Below are 19,257 nucleotides of genomic sequence, written 5' to 3'. Positions count from 1 at the left end.
TTTTCTATCCTTATATCAGGTGAAGGTTTAAAATGAAAAACATTTCCCTATTTTTGGCTTGCAATAGTTATATCTTTTGAATTAAATAAATGAAAAGAGTTTTAGTAACAGGCGGAGGAGGATTCCTTGGAAGCCACCTTTGTGACCGACTTTTAAAGGAAGGAAATGAAGTTTTGTGTGTTGATAATTTTTTTACAGGAAACCGTAGAAACATCCACCACCTTCTTGACAGTAAAAATTTCGAATTACTGCGTCATGATGTCACCCATCCCCTTTATGTGGAGGTTGATGAAATTTATAACCTTGCTTGTCCTGCCTCCCCAATTCACTACCAATTTGATCCAGTTCAAACCACCAAAACATCAGTTATTGGTGCCATGAACATGTTAGGGTTGGCCAAAAGGCTCAAAATTAAAATTTTGCAGGCAAGTACTTCCGAGATTTATGGAGATCCGGAGATACACCCACAACCTGAATCTTATAGAGGTAATGTCAATACATTGGGCCCAAGAGCTTGTTATGATGAAGGGAAGAGATGTGCTGAAACCTTGTTTTTCGATTACTATAGACAACACCAGGTGCCTATCAAGGTCATGCGTATTTTCAATACTTATGGACCAAGAATGCATCCAAACGACGGCAGAGTTGTTTCAAATTTTATCGTACAAGCTTTAAAAAATCAAGACATCACCATTTATGGTGATGGAAAGCAGACAAGGTCATTCTGCTATGTAGATGATAATATCGAAGGAATGTACCGGTTGATGAACAGTAGGGATGGCTTCACTGGACCAGTGAATATTGGTAATCCCGGAGAGTTTACCATGTTGGAATTGGCTCAAGAAATCATTGACTTGACCAATAGCAAAAGTAAATTGGTATTTATGCCTTTGCCTCAGGATGATCCCATGCAACGAAAGCCAGTCATCGACTTGGCGAAAGAAGAATTGGGCTGGGAGCCTAAAGTTGCGTTAAAAGATGGTTTGATCAAAACCATCAAATATTTTGAAGAAATCATATAAATTGGATTCCAATCAAAAAAGCCATCTCAAAAGGATGGCTTTTTTGATTCTTTTTGAAAGATGTAACCAGGCCCATCACATGGAATTGCAGAAAAATTATCCAATTGATTATTAAATCGTAACATCAATTGTTCTCCATCCGGCTGACCACAATTATTGGTTATATTATCTCCTTCTTTGAATTCCAAATTGACATACAATTTGACCTCACTTGAACTATAAGCTGGCACTTGTTCCAGTAAATAATCCCCGGTTGCTGTTTGTAAATCCTCCCCTTCACTAATTCTGGTTTTTTCAAAGGTCCCATTAGAATAGAATCGGTAGGTCTGAAAATTTTCTTCCACAAACTCATCACTGCTTACAACAGTCCTTGGATAATAGATTTCAATCAATCCCCATTTCCCCACAATACTATCTGGATCAGAATCTTCATTGTCACATGAAAAGAATAAAATGGAAATTAGAGAAAGCAGAAACAGTTTTTTCAAAGAAGGGAATGTTTTTAATTCCATTACGATTGAACTAAATGAAACGCTACTGGACATTAAAAAGCCCATTTCTTACAAATGGGCTAGATAAATTCAATTGATATTTAAATTTTCAATTTTATTTCCCCAGACTCTCTAAATGAGCCTCCTTGATTTTCCTCCTCAGAATTTTCCCCACGTTGGATTTAGGTAGTTCATCGGTGAAATACACTTCTTTTGGACATTTGTAATTGGTCAACGATTCATGACAATGGCCTTTTACCGCCTCCTCGGTTAAGGATTTATCATTAGGAACAATAAAAGCAACCACTTTTTCAGTAGACTTCGGGTCAGGCATTCCGATCACCCCAACTTCAAGGACCCCTGGGCATGAAGCTATTACATCTTCCACTTCATTTGGATAAACGTTGAAACCAGAGACTAAAATCATTTCTTTCTTACGATCCACTATTTTAAAAAAGCCATCTTCATCCATGATTCCAATATCGCCTGACTTAAACCACTCTCCTCGCATAACCTCAGCGGTTTCCTTTGGTCTATTCCAGTATCCTTTCATCACTTGAGGGCCTTTGATGCAAATTTCTCCTCGCTCACCTACTTTTAATTCCTTTCCATCGTCATCCATCACTTTTAATTCTGTATTTGGAAGGGGAATACCTATTGTCCCATTACGCTCCGTCCCATCAATGGGGTTACAAGAGGCTACTGGTGAAGTTTCTGTCAAGCCATAGCCTTCTGCCAATGGAGTTCCTGTCACTTCTTTCCATCGCTCAGCAGTAGACTTTTGAACAGCCATACCTCCGCCAACAGAGATTTTCAGACCGGAAAAATCAAGCTTTCTAAATGACTCTTGGTTCAATAAGCCATTAAATAATGTATTAACCCCGGTAAAGACAGTGAATTTATGTTTGGACAACTCCTTACAAAATGCAGGCATATCCCTTGGATTCGTAATCAATACATTGTGCGCCCCAATCTTGAGCATTGCCAAGCAGTTTACTGTCAGCGCAAAAATATGATACAAAGGCAATGCAGTGATTACAATTTCTTCCCTCGCTTTCAATTTAGGCTTCATCCAAGCTGAAATCTGCTGCATATTGGCGATAATATTCCCATGAGTCAATTCAGCTCCTTTGGAAACTCCTGTCGTTCCTCCAGTATATTGCAAAAATGCAGTTTCATTTAAACTGATCTTTGTGCTTCTAAATTCATATTCAGCACCCTGATCCAAAGCAAATTTTAGGGAGTCAGCTCCTGGCAATGAATAACTAGGCACCATTTTTTTTACATGCTTGACCACTAAATTCACTAATGTACCTTTGAGAAGTCCAAGCATATCTCCTAGCTCTGTTACTATTATTCTCTTTGCATGTATTTCATTCCTAATTTTCTCCAGATTAAAGGCAAAATTGGCTAGGATTACCACGACATCTGCTCCCGCATCGTTGAATTGATGCTTCATCTCCGCAGCGGTATACAATGGGTTTGTATTGACAACGATCATTCCAGCTCTTAATGCTCCAAACATCACCACCGGATATTGGAGACAATTAGGCATTTGAATGGCAATTCTAGCACCTTTTTCCAACTTCAATACGTGAATCAGGTAATTGGCGAAGTAGGAAGAATATTTTTCTAATTCATTAAATGAAAGAGTTTTCCCCATACATTCATAGGCAATGGTTGGGCCATATGATTTTACACATTCCTCAAATAGCTCTGGAACACTTTCATAGGCTTCACAATCTACAATTTTATCTACCGATTCAGGGTAGTGTTTAAACCATGGGTAATCCTTCATTTCGATGTATTTTGGGTATCTAAATTTATTCTGGAATTACTAAAATTTATTGTCTTTCAACAATTAAAATCTATAACTATTTCAAAATTTTTCTTGCGATCAATTCTTTCATGATCTCATTGGTACCAGCATATATTCTTTGTACTCTGGCATCTGCATAAGCTCTTGCTACTCCATATTCCCACATATATCCATAGCCTCCATGTAATTGTACGCATTCGTCTGCTACCTTACACTGTAGTTCTGTCATATTATATTTTGCGGCAGAAGCCATTGCTGAATCAAGTTTCCCATCATTATGCAATTGAACTAAATAGTCACAATAAATTCTGCCCTGCTCTAAAGCAGCTGTCATTTCCGCCAATTTGAATCTTGTATTTTGAAATTCAGAAATTGACTTATTGAATGCTTTTCTAGTTTTGACATAGTCAATCGTAGAAGTTAGCATATACTCACCTAATGCCACGGCTGCCAAAGCGACCACAAGGCGCTCTTGGGCTAGCTCGATCATCAGGTATTTAAATCCTTCCCCTTCTTTACCCAGCAAATTTTCCTTGGGCACTTTCACATCTTCAAAGAATAACTCGCAGGTATCTTGGGCATGTAAACCCACCTTATCAAATGGTTTCCCTTTTGTAAAACCTGGCATATCCTTATCGATCACAATGAGGCTGATTCCTTTTGCACCTTTAGTTGGATCAGTTTTTACGGCTACTACGACTACATCGCATAAGAATCCATTGGTGATAAAGGTTTTGGATCCATTAACTAAATAATAATCCCCTTTATCTTCTGCTCTGGTCTGAATTCCTTGAAGATCACTGCCTGCTCCAGGTTCTGTCATTGCCACAGCCCCTATAAAATCCCCAGAAATCATTTTTGGAATATATTTATTCATTACTTCTTCTGTCCCAAAATGTAAAATATAGGGCATCACAATATCACTATGTAGAGGATAACCTATGGCAGGCCCCGAACATCCACTGAGACCAAGCTCTTCCACTAAAATGGCATTAAATCTAAAATCCTGAATATTCATTCCCCCCAGAGATTCTGGAGCTTGCATTCCTAGAAATCCATTTTCTCCAAACTTCTTCCAGGACTCTCTTGATACCATTTGATTTTTCTCCCATTCCATATTATAGGGAGTTATTTCTTTGGCTATAAAATCTCGAACACTTTGGCGAAAAAGTTCGTGTTCTTCCGTAAATAGGGTTCTTGGTAATCCAAACATATATAGGGTTTATATTTTAACTCTTTACCAAAAATAAGGATTTTTGGATGTGGGCAAGTCCAAAATTGTATAGGATGCGACACAATGATGAATCTTTCCTAATTTGTACTCATTATCCATCATCTAAACTTATGTTTGGGTGCATAAGTTTATTACTTGATAATCATTAAAAACTGAAGCATGAATCTGGAAGAAAATACCAGTTTGGAAGAAATATCTAACATCCCTTTTTGGAAGGCAGATGAAAAAATTCTAAAATCTGAATCAGCTGGAGAGAGTAATATGAATGTAGTAGTTAGAGTAAGCACCAATATGCGTTCTGTGATTATCAAACAATCGAAACCTTATGTAAACAAATTCCCACAGATTCCAGCACCTATAGAAAGAATATATGTGGAACATGAATTTTTTAAAGCAATTAGTAAGAGTTCTACATTGAGAAATTATTCACCACAGGTTTTAAAATTTATTCCAGAACAACATTTATTGATTACCGAAGATTTAGGAAAAGGAAGTGATTTTATAGGAATATATAGCGGAGATTTCTATTTAGGCACGACCGATGTAAATGATCTCTGTGACTACCTAATTGCCCTTCATGACTTAGAGCCCAAAGAATTCCCAGATAATAGCTTGATGAAAAAACTGAACCATGAGCATATTTTTAGCTTCCCTTTTCAGATTGAGAATGGATTCGATTTAGACTCTATACAATATGGGCTTCAAGAAATAAGCTTGAAATATAAAACCAACATCCCATTAAAAAGAAAAATAGAGGAACTTGGAAAAAGATATTTAAAACAAGGAGAAACCCTTTTGCATGGGGATTTTTACCCAGGAAGCTGGCTAAAGACCGGGAAAGGTTTAAAAGTCATAGACCCAGAATTCGCATTTCTGGGAGACCCTGAATTTGATTTAGGAGTTTTATTTGCTCATTTGGATTTAGGACAACAGCCCGAGGAGGTCAAAACAAAAATTCTTCAGACTTATACCCTTCCCCTTTCTCCAGGTTTATTAAATCAATATCAGGGTGTAGAGCTATTGAGGCGTTTAATAGGGATTGCTCAATTGCCTCTCAATATGACCCTGGAACAAAAAGAAAGCTTAATGGAAAAAGCAGAACAATTGATTCTATCCTAGTATGAAACACCTTCCAATTTTATGTATTTTCCTCCTGCTTTTTTTTGCCTGTAACTCAGAGAAAAAAGAAGAAATAGCTAAAGAAGAAGAGTACAATTATGTTGATCCAGGGCTTTCCAATGAAGAATTAGAAGATAAAATTCTTGGAATGCTAGTGGGATCTGCAATTGGCGATGCGATGGGTGCCCCTACAGAAATGTGGTCAAGAGAAGATATTGATCTGCAATATGGCTTTGTGGAACAGCTGGACTCTATGATCAGAGAAGTTTCTCCAGAAGGAACTTGGCTTCCGAATTTACCTGCCGGAGGAACCACCGATGACACTCGATGGAAAGAACTGACAGTAAATTACTTGCTCAGTCAAGATCCACAATCCTTAAATTCTACTGAGTTTGCACAGTATATATTTGACCAATATTCTGATTATGTGAAGGAATTGAAATCCATCAAAGGGGTAAATCCTTCCGAAATCGAAGGTGCTACTCTCAAACTTACTTGGCTCCAAGAATGGGCAAAAGTTAGTCAACCTTATATCGAAGGAAATGTGGACGGGTATGCTGATTCCTTAAGCAGGTTTTATGGAGGAGAAATGGTTTGTGCAGGCTTATTGTATGCCCCGGCTATTGGTGCTGTTTTTCCTGCCAACCCAGAAAAAGCTTATCAAGAAGCTTTCAAGCTTTCTATCTATGATATAGGATATGCGAGAGACTTATCCTCTTTAGCCGCTGCAATGACAGCTGCTGGAATGAAGCAGGGAGCTACCAAAGAAGATATTTTATCTTCTTTAAGGATAGACCCCAAAGGGTATTATGAAAGTAGATTGGTAGGAAGGACTGCACAGCGGATTTTGGTGGATGCTCTCAGAATTCATCACAAATCCTTGGAATTAGATAGCACGGAATTTAGACTCAACCCAAAAAGCGAAGGATTAAAATATGCTTTTGCAGAACTAGACCAGAGACAACAGGATATGCCTTTTCATGCAGGTGAAATCTACCTACAATTATTGACAGCCATGTTGTATGCTGACTTTGATTTTCAGGGAACACTGGTTTTTTTGGTGAATTATGGGAGAGATAATGATACCACCGCAGCAGTGGCAGGAGGTATATTAGGTGCTTTTTATGGATTTGATAGGCTACCAACTTCCTCCAAAGAAAAAGTTATCCAAGTAAGCAAAGAATTACTGGGCATTGATTTAAAAGAACTGGCAAAGAAATTAACCGTACATCTCGGTCAAAACAAAAAGCTCCCGAATTAATTCGGGAGCTTTTTACTGTGATATTTGAATAATTTAGAAAAATAGGGTTCTACTTCTTCCCAATGCGTCCGTCAATTCCAAATAAACCTCATCTGCTTTGAGGTTTTTTAAATAGAAATCTTGTTTGAATGCCTCGGGCTGATTGATGAATTCTTCATGAATCAACTCGCCTGATGATGCAGAATGAATTTCAACTTTTACTCCTGGCTTAGTTAAACCAATCACAGAAAGATTGATTGTATTGTCATCTATTGCTTTTCCATAAGCCATCAAAGGAAGTTGATTCGTGGGGATCGGTCTATCTATGGTTTCTACTTCATAAATGACTTCTTCTTCATTGGTCTCAATTTTCACCAAGTAGTCTCCTTCTGGAAGACTATTCAGGTTGAATGGAACCACTACATCTGTGTTTTTCAAATGAACTTTTCTATCTGCCAATTTTTTTCCTGACTCATCCATGATGGAAATTTTGGCATCCCCTACTTCACTTTTTAGAGTGACATTGATTTTCTTGAATGTGGAACTTACTCCTGACAATTCTCTTAAGTCTTCAACTGCAGCAAGAGCGCTAAAAGAAATTACGCTGGCCATTGCTAATGCTAAAATAGTTTTCATAATAATGTTGGTTTAGATATATGCTTATCTTTTTACCAACGCTGTACCAAGTTTAAATCTTCCTGAAATTTCAATGAGAAAGGGAATCCACCCTTCAACAGTAAAACAGAATATTATTTGGAGTCCTATTGATAAAATCAGTCAAACTTGATGAAAAACATACTAAATAGAGGTATACTGTCATAAAACCGAACGATTTCCAGTGTGTTTTGGAAATTCATAGGTTACAGTTTATCGCTTATTTTATATTTTTTTAAGACAAAAAAATTAATAAAAATAAGAGTGAATTGATTGACGATTGAATAACCTGTACGCATTTGCACATCTTTGTTCACTAGGATTCATTTTTACTAAATACTATTATCAATCCATCAAAACTGGACTTTCCAATCTCAATGTCATTTTTTTAAACACTCTTTGTTTTTGATTATTTTCATGCTTTTTGAATTGACACAAATTAATTGATGGTTTTAATTTTTAAACAAAAAAAAGCCTTGATCACACGATCAAGGCTTACTTCTAATAAGTTGGCTTAATACTAGAAGAAAATGGTTCTTGTTCTTCCTAAGTTGTCTTTTACTTTAAGATATACTTCTTCAGAATTCATTCCTTTAAAGGAGAAGTCTTTTCTGAATCCATCTGCTTGGTCAATAGTTTCCTCATAGATGACTTTACCACTTTCAGAGGAATATACTTTCACCTCTACTCCTGGCTCTGTCAATCCTACTACAGCAAGACTTACTGTATTTTCGTCTACAACTTTTCCATAGGCCATTAAAGGAAGGTCTTCTACAGGAATCGGCGAATCGGTAGTATTTACAGAATAGATCACTTCATCCTCATCCGTTACAATTTTAATTTGGTACTCACCTGCCGGTAAATTTTTCATATTGTAAGGAACCATGATACTTTCATCTTTTACATGAACCCTCTTTTGATTCAGGCTTTTTCCCTGTTGGTTAAGGATAGTGATTTTTGCATTTCCAACCCCCTCTTTTAAAGTAACATTGATCTTTTTATAGTTGGTGTTTACAGCTGAAAGGTCTTTTAAATCTTCGTTTGCGTCTGCTGCCAATGCGCTAAAAGATAAGGCGCTAGCCATTGCGAATGTGAATAAGGTTTTCATAACTTGTTGGTTTAGTGTTGTGCTTTCTTTATTGCGAAGCTCGTACCAAACCAATAACTTGTACCAAATCCACATGTAAGGATTCTTCTTTTATTTTACTTTTTTAACAGTTTATCAAAATTTAATTTTGAAAAATTCATGATTTTTTAACAAAATCTGTCCACTTCCAATTCACTTTACTGTTCGACTGTCTTACAAGCGGACATGTTTTTTGATTTTTTCGGAATTTCAGGGTTACATAAAAATATACTTGTTAAGAAAATTTAATTTCGGAAATTCTACTAAATCATTTTTTAATTTCTGATACCAAAAATATACTGTACGGTTTTGTACATATTTCGTCCGATAGCATTCAAGTTTTCGGACAAGTTATTGTCTCATCTTCTTTTCTTTTTTGATTCTTTCAGAAGAATTCGAGCTAGGTTAAACCAAATCTCGACCCTACCTTCTTATTTGAGGCTTTATCTAATCAAATAGTATTAAGTACAGTAATAATTCACTTTATATATAAATCAAGGACAGCGGATTCAAATAGTGGATTCAAATAAAAAAGCTGAGTTTCTAATTCCTCCCATTCTTTAATTGGCAAAAACTTGAAAAAATTGATAAGATTTAATCAATTCAGATTAGTTTGAAATCTTTTGACAAATTTGGATGCTTCTCCACCAATGCTATGAATGAGTAATCTTCGTGAATCTGATAAAAAGTTGAATCTACATACTTTCATCACTTAGATAGGCAGAAAGTCTGTCAACACCTTTTTTCAACTCCATCTTACTGAATTGGTCTCTCAATAAATCATACAATTTTGGAGGGTCTTAACGTGGCATCTTCACCGGTTTCAAGGATATCAAAAGTTTAATATCGGACTATTATTTTTTTCTTCTTTCGAGGCTTATAAAATGAATAAATTGAGATAATCCAAACTACAAAGTTATTGAAACCTAAAGTGTTGAATTCCCTTGAATCATATATAATCTCTAGGCTTACATAAAAGTCAACTAGTCTTAATTCACTTGGAAAAAAGTGATGATTTAAAGCCCAGGTTATAATTATGCTGATTTCGTTTTTTAGGATCAATATTTCAATTTTCCATGATGAGTCGATTTGTTGTCAACTTATTCTAGAACAAAATAATGCATAAAAAAAGCTTTAACCTGCAGGCTAAAGCTCTTTCTTCAACTAAACTAGGTTTGAAAGCCTAAAAATGAATGATTCTAGTTCTTCCTAAGGCGTCAGTCAATTCTAGGTAAATATCCTTTGGGTCAATCCCATTGAAAGTAAAATCTTTTTTGAAACCTTCCGCTTGGTCAATATACTCTTCAAAGATTACACTTCCTTCTTTTTCGGTTTTCACTTTTACTTCCACACCTGGTTCGGTAAGTCCTATGACAGCCAAATTGATCGTATCATCATCTAATAGTTTCCCATATGCCATTAAGGGCAATTCTTCAGTAGGAATAGGTCTTTCCTTTGTTTCTACCGTGTACACTACTTCCTCGTCGTCAGTAGAAATTCGTACCTGGTATTCTCCACAAGGCAATTCATCCAGATTATAAGGGACCATGAGGTCGTCATTTTTTACATGCACCTTTCTTTGGTGAAGTTTATGACCATTCATGTCAATGATGGCAATTTTGGCATCACCTACACCTTCTTTAAGTAATACATTGATTTTTTTGAATTTTGAATTTACGTCAGACAATTCTCTTAAATCGTCGTCTGCGTTGGCTAAAGCGCTAAAAGAAAGGGCGCCTGCCATAGCTAAAGTGAATAGGGTTTTCATAACAGTGTTGGTTTAGTGTTGTGCTTTTTATGATGCCAAGCCCATACCAAAACATGTTTAACCTGCCAAACCTAACGATTTCAAACAATCTTATTCTTAATTTATTTTAATTTCTACAAAATATTATTTTGATGTAACGACATTAAACCGAACAAATTCGCACAGTTTTGAAACAATTTCTTGTTCGATTGTCATACATGCGGACATATTTGTACAGAATTGCGAAAAATCGGGGTTACACTTTATGATATTTTTTATGAAAAAATAATTTTTATTTTTTCTATAACCACTTGATTACAAAACCCTTAAAAATAAAAAACCTGTACGCTTACGAACAGGCTTTGTTCGCTGAGACACAGATTTTTGACTTTTATCAATTACTATTTTTCATTTGAGTATTCAAAAATTTAACTCTATCCTTAATATTTAAGGTAGAAATATCCAAGTTTCCAGAGGTAGCTTTCAGAAAATCAGCCACTGCTCCTTCATGATCCGTAGACTTTCCTTCCGCCAGGGTAACATAGCGCATGGTAGTCCAAAGCAATGTTTTTAATTGCTTTTTACTATCATCTGTCATGTAATATTCAATGACAATTGTATTTTGATTGTGCCAGATGATCCTACTCATGATACGCACCCATTCCCCTACCATGGCAGGCTTGACATAACTGATATTATGGTTATAAACCACCCATGCTGCTTTATATTTCCTTATTAAGTCCATCACCTCCAACCCATATAGTTTAGGTACTTGGTCTTCTCTGGCATTGAAGAAATAGTCAAAGTACTTCGCATTATTCAAATGCCTTAATGGATCACAGTCCTGAAATCGAATTACAACTCGGCTTTCTGTTTCAGAGGGATAATGTTTTTCTGGATCGTATTCAAACATGATTTTTTAGTATTTCTTGGCTATTAATTAATCTAATTCCCAACCCAACCAACTCTTCAATGGCAAAATCACCATCCATTGGGTCCACATTTACAGCCCGGGTAGCATCCACAATCAAATAGGTTTCAAACCCCAACCCATGTGCATCTAAAGCCGTAAATTTCACACAGTAATCCAAAGCGAGTCCTGCGATATAAACTTTTTTAATTCCTCGATCCTTTAGGTATTGCCCTAATCCAGTATCTCCCTTCCTGGCATTATCATAAAAACCTGAATAGGAATCCACTTCCGGGTTTTTACCTTTTTGAAATATGGCCTTCCATTTTTCCTTGTTCAAGTTCGGATGAAATGAAGCTCCAAAAGTTCCCTGAACACAGTGATCTGGCCATAAAATTTGATCTAAGCCACCTAATCCTACAAACTCTCCCACTTTTTTACCAGGGTGATTTGAAGCAAAACTGCCATGGTTTACAGGATGAAAATCCTGAGTAGCCACAATAAATTGAAAATGTTCCTGAAGTGAATTGATGACCGGAATGATCTGATCACCCTCTTTTACCGCCAATGCTCCTCCAGGTAAAAAATCATTCTGAACATCCACTATGAGTAAGGCTTCTTCTTTACTTTTCATCTTTAGGATCTAATTGTTGTGCTTTTAAAACCAAATCTGTCCTCAAATGGTGCAAATTCTCCTCTAAACCTACAGGGTACAGATGTGGATTGACCATTCGTTTATGGGTTTTATCAAATGAATCTAATTGTTCCTTTGCTCTTTTTCGAATGCTCTCCAGATTTGGGGATTTGTACACTTGCTTCCCTCCTCTAAAGATGGGCTGAAGTAACTCCTCCTCCTGGTAAAAATATGGCATGATCCTTTTTCTTCTAGTACTATCAATTGGATCAATAATCACCAAACCTTTGGGATTGATTTCCTGATCCTCCAGATAAATCATATCTGCTACAGCCTTTCCTTTAGAGTAGTACCGTTTTACATTATGCACACCTGGAATGTTGATTTTCAAAGACTGCTGAGAGATTTTTATTTTTGGAACATAGGTTCCATTCTCAATTCGAATGGCAGAAAGTTTATACACTGCACCCAAAGCCGGTTGATCAAAGGCAGTCACCAACTTCGTCCCTACTCCCCAGACATTAATCGATGCTTCTTGACCTTTCAAGGAGGTGATGATATGTTCATCTAAATCGTTAGAGGCCACGATTTTCGCATCCGGAAAACCAGCCTCATCCAGCATTTCCCTAGCTTTGTTGCTGTAATAGGCCAAATCTCCGGAATCAATACGTATTCCCAACATTTCTTTCCCTTTCTTTCTAAGGGATTGACCTACTTTAATGGCATTCTTTACTCCTGTGATGGTATCATAGGTGTCTACCAAAAAAATACAACGATCGGGAAAAGCATCCGCATAAGCCTCAAAAGCCTCCATTTCAGTTTCGAAGGACATGATCCAACTATGTGCATGAGTGCCTGATACCGGAATTCCAAAAAGTTTACCTGCCATCACATTGCTGGTGGAGCTACAACCACCAATATAAGATGCTCTAGAAGCCGCTAATGCCCCATCAATACCTTGGGCACGTCTGAGTCCAAATTCCAACACTGGCTCCCCCTTGGCTGCTAAATTAATTCTTGCTGCTTTGGTGGCAATCAAGGTCTGAAAGTTGAAAATATTTAATAAAGGAGTTTCCAATAGCTGACATTGAATCAATGGCCCTTTCACTCGAATCATCGGCGCATTTGGAAAAACCACGGTTCCTTCTTCCACTGCATCTATATCGCAGCTAAACTTCATCTTGGATAGGTACTTGAGAAATTCCGGATCAAAAAGATTTTCACCTTCTTCATTTTTCATGGAGGATAAATATTGGATATCCTCCGAACCAAATTTGAAGTTTTTACAATAATCCACCACATAATCCAAGCCGGCAGCTAAGGTAAAACCACCTTGAAATGGATGCTTTCTAAAAAACAAATTGAATACGGCTTCCTGCTCTGCTTTACCTGATTTCCAATAGGCATAAGCCATGGTCAGTTGATAGAAATCGGTTAATAAGGCCAAAGAGCCCTGATAAAGATCTTTAGTGATTTTCATAAAAGAATTGCTAGCCTATAAAGGTACTATGGATGCGTACTTCAACAAACTTTTCTTTCTATGCATTTTTAACCCGATAATTCAGAATGACCCCTAATAGCAACAAGCCCATTCCCACATAAGCCATCAAAGTATATGCTTCTCCAAAGAAGAAGAATCCGAAGATTAATGCATAAAAAACGCCCAAATAACTCAAACTAGAAATCCTAGAAACGTTGGCATTTTGGTAAGCAACGGTCATAAAATATTGAGCCGTCTGTGTACAGATTCCTATCCATAACAAAATGGCCCAGTCCCAACCTTCCGGTTGCACCCAAGTAAAGAAACTGACGACACAAGCGATTGGAAGGGTGACTAAAGGGAAGTAAAAGATAATAACCAAGGGGTGTTCGGTATTTTTCAATTTCCGGATCACATTGTAAGCCAATCCAGAAAACAAGGCAGAGATGAATCCTATACTTGCATAAAGCAGGTTTACCCGCGTATCAAACCCCTGCACCATAACCACTCCAACAAATGAAATGGCAAAAAAGAGAAACTGAATAGGCTTCACCTTTTCTTTAACCAAAAAGATTCCAAGTATAGTTGTCAGAATAGGAGAAAGGTATTGCAAGGTAACCGCACTCGCCAAGGGTATTTTTTGGAGGGTATAGAAGAAGGAAATCAATCCTACAGAACCTACCACCCCTCTCAGTACCAAAAGCTTTTTATTATTTCCAAAAACAGGTACATGCTGCCTTCTTAACATGGTAAAGCTAAACACCAAACTAAAGAGAGACCTGAACAAGATAATTTCTATCGCAGGAATATGAGGAATGTACTTGACAGACACATTCATCAATGCAAAAAAAACTCCAGCCAATAACATGGACTGGACACTGCTTATCTTCACAAGTAATTCATTTGGTGGTTATCAAGATCAAATGTAAAAAACCGGAAGAAAGTTCAAGAAAATTGGAAGGATTTAAATTAATGAGTCTTTTTAATTTTGCTTCTCATTCAACTGCGTAATGCCCTCATTAACCCCTGATATTTAATACCCCTATTAGCTCATTTGAACAGTTATATAATCAGGCCATCCTTCATGGTTAATTTCCTGTCAGCCATTCCTGCCAGTTCTTCATTATGGGTTACAATTACAAAAGCTTGCCCCAATTCCTCTCTCAGCGTAAAGAACAGGGAATGTAGGGCTCTGGCATTTTCTGTATCCAGATTCCCACTAGGCTCATCTGCAAACACCACTGCAGGATCATTGATTAATGCCCTGGCCACTGCTATCCGTTGCTGCTCCCCTCCTGAAAGCGTGGAAGGTTTATGGTCCAGGCGGTGACTGATACTTAGCAATTCTGCCAGTTCCCCAGCCCGCTTTTCCAATGCCGCAGGGTTCCCTCCTTTAATCATCCCTGGAATCTGGATGTTTTCCGATGCTGTAAATTCAGGCAACAAATTATGGAACTGAAAAATAAAGCCTATTTTCTGATTGCGGAACTTGGCCAGATTTTCTCCGGTCAATTTCAACAAATCTTTATCTTCCATGGTGAGAATCCCGGATTCCGGTTTATCCAAGGTTCCTAATATATGTAAGAGGGTACTTTTTCCAGCTCCGGAAGATCCAACAATAGAAACTATTTCTGAAGATGAAATTTCTACATCCACTCCCTTTAATACGTGTAGATTTCCATAGTGCTTATGGATACCACTGGCTTTCAGCATAGTAAGATTTTTTACAAATTTAAAATTAGAACAAATCTTTTCCAGATACTCAATTAATTCGTAATAAACGGGATTTTTTGAGAAGAAAGGACAAATCTAGGTTTGATTTATCGGCTCTTAGGACTTAACTTCGGGCAAAAATTTTCATAGGATGAATATTCACGAATATCAGGCTAAAGAAGTATTAAAAGGTTATGGAGTTCGCATTCAGGAAGGTATTATAGCCGACAGTCCAGAAGCAGCTCATGAAGCAGCAGTTAAGCTAAATGCTCAGACCGGAACTTCCTGGTATGTGATCAAAGCTCAAATTCATGCCGGTGGCCGAGGCAAAGGCAAAATCCAGTCTACTGGATCAAACGGTGTGGTTCTTGCCAAAAAACTAGAAGATGTAGCTGAAAAAGCTAAAAATATTCTGGGCGGGACTTTGGTGACGCATCAGACAGGACCGGAAGGTAAATTAGTAAACAAAGTACTAGTTGCTGAAGATGTTTACTACCCAGGAGCATCCGAACCGAAAGAATATTATTTATCCATCTTATTGGATAGAGCAACTGGAAGCAATGTCATCATGGCTTCTACAGAAGGTGGAATGGACATCGAAGAGGTGGCTGAAAATTCCCCGGAAAAAATCATCAAAGAATGGATCGACCCTAAAGTAGGTCTTCAAGGTTTCCAAGTAAGAAAAGTAGCTTTCAAACTAGGTTTAACCGGTAATGCATTCAAAGAGATGGTGAAATTCATTGCTGCTCTTTACAAGGCTTACGAAGCCACTGACTCTTCTCAGTTTGAAATCAACCCTGTGTTGAAAACTTCTGATGACAAGATCTTGGCGGTAGATGCAAAAGTAAACTTGGATGACAACGCACTTTACAGACATAAAGATCTTGCTGAGCTAAGAGATTTATCTGAAGAAGATCCTTTGGAAGTTGAAGCTGGAAAATCCGGTTTGAACTATGTGAAATTGGACGGAAACGTGGGTTGTATGGTGAACGGTGCTGGTCTTGCAATGGCAACCATGGATATGATCAAACTTTCTGGTGGAGAGCCTGCCAACTTCCTAGATGTAGGAGGAGGAGCTAATGCGACCACTGTTGAAGCTGGTTTCAGAATCATTCTTCAGGATCCTAATGTAAAAGCGATTTTGATCAATGTATTCGGGGGAATTGTAAGATGCGATAGAATTGCGAATGGTGTTGTGGAAGCATATAAATCAATCGGTGATATCCGAGTTCCAATTATCGTTAGACTTCAGGGAACCAACGCAGTTGAAGGTGCCAAAATCATTGACGAATCAGGATTAAAAGTTGCCTCTGCAATCACATTGAAAGAAGCTGCTGACAAAGTTCAGGCGGTTTTACAAGGATAATATTTTACTGAAAATAGTTTCAGGCACGCGTAGTTCAACTGGATAGAATATCGGATTTCGGCTCCGAGGGTTGAGGGTTCGAATCCTTCCGCGTGTACAAGAACCCCGGGTTATTACTCGGGGTTTCTTATTTTTTAGCAAACTACAGTAATTAGAGATTACTCACTTCCCATACTAGACAGACAAGATTCTGTTGTTGGCATTTTATCCCCTTTTATAGAAAAGTAGAGATAGCCAATATATAATTAGAGTAAGAATTATTCCGATCACAATTCCATAACTAAATCGCCAAAACCATCGCATAGCAAGCTGTCCTCCTTGAAATATTTCTTTCTCGGAAAACGTGAATGAAAGGTTACCCGCAAGTAAAAAAGAGATTGGTACCCAAAGAATTCCACTGATGATCATGAATTTTAGGAATCCAGAAAGAATTTTGTTCAGTTTTCCAGTTGGTTTTCTCATTTCTTCAATTCCCCAATAAATGGTTAATGGTAAAGAAATCATACCCGACCAAGTTATCAGCGTTCCAAAAGGAATTGATGGATCATTAACCAATGCTATTGAAAGAACAGAAGAGCCTGTCACCAAAAGAACTATAGTACATAATGTCAATATTAAAGCTCCAAAAAAATATATCTTTTTTTCTTCACCTTTTGTTTATGTGTGATTTGATTTCAAAATACTTTCAATTACTTGGTTTTGGCAATCATTTATGGTTATTCTCTTAAGCATGGATACATAATGAATTTGAATTAAACCGGTTGTTCCTATTATCCAGTTTTTTTATCGTTTCTTTTCGGTTACGGATTCTTATTAAAATCCAGCTCGCAAATAGAAATAGCATAATCGAGGTATAAAATGGAACAACCTAAATTATTTCAGCTTCAGATTTTAGGGTAATCAATAAGGAACCAAGAGAAATTAATATAGACCAAACAGCATAACCAAGTTCATCATAAAATCAAGCATGGGGAAATAAATGGGCACCTTTTATTATGGCATAAGTCATAATAAAATAATCAGGGTACTTAATTAAGATAAAGATCAAGAATGGAAAATAAATAAGTTGAGCAAAATTCATCCAAAGTCCAAGTGGTTGTAAAGGGTTGTCTTTTACTTTCCAATTTGTTTTCAAGATTTTTGACAATCAAAAAGCAAGAGGAAGAAGAATTGCACCAATCATAAACGTAAGAACACTCCTATTGAATGAAGAGTATTCTAAAGTCCATATATTAGGAAATTAGTAACCATAAAATCGCCGCAGACAGGTAAGGGTATGTAAAACTAAATTCCGATAGAAAAGAATTGGTCATCCAACCCATCGATTATGTAGGAGAAACACCTTTGTCACCTGGATATTATACGTACAAATTGGGTCTAGAAAATCATGCAACTTCTTCCAGCTATTTAACCCTAGAATTAGTGTTAAATTAATTTTTCTTGATTTAAATTTTTCTTAATTCCTTGAAATGAGATACAAATCCTCTATCATTCATCGTTCATATGGAAAAGAGAACAAGAAGTTACCATTGAAATCCCGGGCTTTTCTTCGGAAGAATCCCTATATCTTCCATATAATGAACTGTCTTCATAAATGAGACATACAAAAAAATAGGATTATTTAAAGAAGAATATGGAGGCAGTACAAAAAAGCAAAAAACTGGCCCTAGGGCAATAAAAAAGCAGGAGAAGATCTCCTGCCCTTTATTTGAAAACTAAACCAACTATTATTTAACTACCACAATGAATTCAAAAATAATACAATTATAATTAAATCAAAATGCCAAATAAAAATTTGTTAAATATTATTACTCTTCAGGGAAGTTTCCTCTCTTAAAAGAAATCCCCAATGCCAGCCCTTGGCTAAATTGTATTTTATCGTCTTGATCAATATCGTAAATGCTTAAACTGGTCAAACTCACATTGATCAGGTTGGAAACTTTCGCCTCAAAACCAACATCCAATCGATGATCTATGGTTTTAAATTCAAGAGTTTCGTAGTTAGCAAACATTTGGTATCTCATTTTCAATGTCAGGTTCTCACTCAACTTTTTATTCCAATCAGCCAATAAGTTAAAAGCCAACCATTCAGTCCTTACTTTCTTTCCAACTTCAACTCCATAGTTGTTTTCCACATTATTATGGAGCTCCATATCTGTCACAAAAGTCCATCTTGGAGCTAAGGGGGAAATCCTCAAGCTAAACTCATCATTGGGCTTGTATTCAAATCCCAAAGAAGTTGTCAAATAGCCTGGATTTAAAAATTTTGAAATGAGTGTTTTGTCATCTTCTCCAAAATCATAACCTGGAGCAAATTGGGATAAAAAGTTGACCGCAAAAAAGTAATTCCATTTATCATTTATTTTATAACCTACCTTTGAGTCCAAATAAATTCTATCCGTTGACTTCCTACCGTCTTCATCTTTATTCTTTACTATACCATATGCGAAGTCCATGGTATTATCCCATGACCATTTATCTTTGGCATAATTAGCCCGACCATTCAAATAAGTACCAATCGCTATCGAGTTTACACCCCCTCCTTGCCAATTGCTACTAAAAGATCCTTGATTCAAGTTTAAACCGCCACTTATTTCTTTAAGCCAATAACTCGTGTCGGCAGGAATTATTTCTGATTCTGTTTGAGCAAATAAATTCCCAGCTAGAAAAAGAAGAAGGAAAAGTGTAGAAATTCTTTTCAT

At 36.9% G+C, this 19,257-nt stretch carries 17 protein-coding genes and 1 tRNA gene; 5 read left to right on the top strand and 13 right to left on the bottom strand.

Translation table 11 applies throughout. From position 1 onward, the window contains the following. The first annotated feature begins 89 nt into the window (after positions 1 to 89). Positions 90 to 1,022 (top strand): UDP-glucuronic acid decarboxylase family protein, encoded by a 933-nt coding sequence (locus JYB62_RS02765; protein WP_205643911.1) that lies wholly within the window; start codon positions 90 to 92, stop codon positions 1,020 to 1,022. 26 nt (positions 1,023 to 1,048) lie between these two features. On the opposite strand, the gene JYB62_RS02760 is transcribed toward JYB62_RS02765, so the two are convergent. The 3 genes from JYB62_RS02760 to JYB62_RS02750 all read right to left on the bottom strand — a co-directional run bounded on the left by JYB62_RS02760 (position 1,049) and on the right by JYB62_RS02750 (position 4,545). Further along, positions 1,049 to 1,534 (bottom strand): hypothetical protein, encoded by a 486-nt coding sequence (locus JYB62_RS02760; RefSeq protein WP_205643910.1) that lies wholly within the window; start codon positions 1,532 to 1,534, stop codon positions 1,049 to 1,051. A 94-nt stretch (positions 1,535 to 1,628) separates the two neighbouring features. Further along, positions 1,629 to 3,311: an AMP-binding protein gene (locus JYB62_RS02755; protein ID WP_205643909.1), complete on the bottom strand. Its 1,683-nt coding sequence runs from the start codon at positions 3,309 to 3,311 to the stop codon at positions 1,629 to 1,631. A 76-nt stretch (positions 3,312 to 3,387) separates the two neighbouring features. After that, a complete protein-coding gene (locus JYB62_RS02750; RefSeq protein ID WP_205643908.1) occupies positions 3,388 to 4,545 on the bottom strand; it encodes an acyl-CoA dehydrogenase family protein in 1,158 nt (385 codons plus the stop codon). 180 nt (positions 4,546 to 4,725) lie between these two features. Between JYB62_RS02750 and JYB62_RS02745 the strand changes: the two genes are divergently transcribed. Together JYB62_RS02745 and JYB62_RS02740 are read left to right on the top strand one after the other, a co-directional pair. After that, positions 4,726 to 5,685: a phosphotransferase gene (locus JYB62_RS02745; RefSeq protein ID WP_205643907.1), complete on the top strand. Its 960-nt coding sequence runs from the start codon at positions 4,726 to 4,728 to the stop codon at positions 5,683 to 5,685. Position 5,686: 1 nt separating this feature from the next. Next, positions 5,687 to 6,946, top strand: coding sequence for an ADP-ribosylglycohydrolase family protein (locus JYB62_RS02740; protein ID WP_205643906.1), 1,260 nt, complete (start codon positions 5,687 to 5,689; stop codon positions 6,944 to 6,946). Positions 6,947 to 6,979: 33 nt separating this feature from the next. Here the strand turns inward: JYB62_RS02740 and JYB62_RS02735 are convergent, their stop codons facing one another. From JYB62_RS02735 to JYB62_RS02700, 8 genes are all read right to left on the bottom strand, one after another. After that, positions 6,980 to 7,561 carry a T9SS type A sorting domain-containing protein gene (locus JYB62_RS02735; protein ID WP_205643905.1) on the bottom strand — a complete coding sequence of 194 codons (582 nt, stop codon included), beginning with the start codon at positions 7,559 to 7,561 and terminating at the stop codon, positions 6,980 to 6,982. A gap of 538 nt (positions 7,562 to 8,099) precedes the next feature. Then, positions 8,100 to 8,687, bottom strand: a complete 588-nt coding sequence (locus tag JYB62_RS02730; protein WP_205643904.1) for a hypothetical protein — start codon at positions 8,685 to 8,687, stop codon at positions 8,100 to 8,102. 1,201 nt (positions 8,688 to 9,888) lie between these two features. After that, the gene (locus tag JYB62_RS02725; protein WP_205643903.1) at positions 9,889 to 10,473 is read right to left on the bottom strand and encodes a hypothetical protein; all 585 of its coding nucleotides are present in this window, start codon (positions 10,471 to 10,473) and stop codon (positions 9,889 to 9,891) included. Positions 10,474 to 10,846: 373 nt separating this feature from the next. Beyond that, on the bottom strand, positions 10,847 to 11,365 hold the full coding sequence (locus JYB62_RS02720) for an acyl-CoA thioesterase (protein ID WP_205643902.1): 519 nt from the start codon (positions 11,363 to 11,365) through the stop codon (positions 10,847 to 10,849). Next, positions 11,358 to 11,996 (bottom strand): bifunctional nicotinamidase/pyrazinamidase, encoded by a 639-nt coding sequence (gene pncA / locus JYB62_RS02715; protein WP_205643901.1) that lies wholly within the window; start codon positions 11,994 to 11,996, stop codon positions 11,358 to 11,360. The genes JYB62_RS02720 and pncA overlap by 8 nt, the downstream gene beginning before the upstream one ends. Further along, complete coding sequence (locus JYB62_RS02710) at positions 11,986 to 13,476, bottom strand: nicotinate phosphoribosyltransferase (protein WP_205643900.1); 1,491 nt, start codon at positions 13,474 to 13,476, stop codon at positions 11,986 to 11,988. Before JYB62_RS02710 ends, pncA begins: the two co-directional genes overlap by 11 nt. Before the next feature lie 58 nt (positions 13,477 to 13,534). Continuing rightward, complete coding sequence (locus JYB62_RS02705) at positions 13,535 to 14,344, bottom strand: DMT family transporter (RefSeq protein ID WP_205645397.1); 810 nt, start codon at positions 14,342 to 14,344, stop codon at positions 13,535 to 13,537. Positions 14,345 to 14,538: 194 nt separating this feature from the next. Next, on the bottom strand, positions 14,539 to 15,189 hold the full coding sequence (locus JYB62_RS02700) for an ABC transporter ATP-binding protein (protein WP_205643899.1): 651 nt from the start codon (positions 15,187 to 15,189) through the stop codon (positions 14,539 to 14,541). 151 nt (positions 15,190 to 15,340) lie between these two features. Between JYB62_RS02700 and sucC the strand changes: the two genes are divergently transcribed. Then, the gene (gene sucC, locus JYB62_RS02695; RefSeq protein ID WP_205643898.1) at positions 15,341 to 16,555 is read left to right on the top strand and encodes an ADP-forming succinate--CoA ligase subunit beta; all 1,215 of its coding nucleotides are present in this window, start codon (positions 15,341 to 15,343) and stop codon (positions 16,553 to 16,555) included. Between the two features lie 23 nt (positions 16,556 to 16,578). Continuing rightward, positions 16,579 to 16,652 (top strand) — tRNA-Arg (locus JYB62_RS02690). Between the two features lie 864 nt (positions 16,653 to 17,516). Here the strand turns inward: JYB62_RS02690 and JYB62_RS20100 are convergent. After that, a complete protein-coding gene (locus tag JYB62_RS20100; protein ID WP_394369682.1) occupies positions 17,517 to 17,690 on the bottom strand; it encodes a DUF7010 family protein in 174 nt (57 codons plus the stop codon). A 673-nt stretch (positions 17,691 to 18,363) separates the two neighbouring features. Then, the gene (locus JYB62_RS02685) at positions 18,364 to 19,257 is read right to left on the bottom strand and encodes a DUF3078 domain-containing protein (protein WP_205643897.1); all 894 of its coding nucleotides are present in this window, start codon (positions 19,255 to 19,257) and stop codon (positions 18,364 to 18,366) included.

The organism is Algoriphagus lutimaris, assembly GCF_017051705.1.
Classification (GTDB): domain Bacteria; phylum Bacteroidota; class Bacteroidia; order Cytophagales; family Cyclobacteriaceae; genus Algoriphagus; species Algoriphagus lutimaris.
This window is presented reverse-complemented; position numbering and strand designations above follow the sequence as displayed.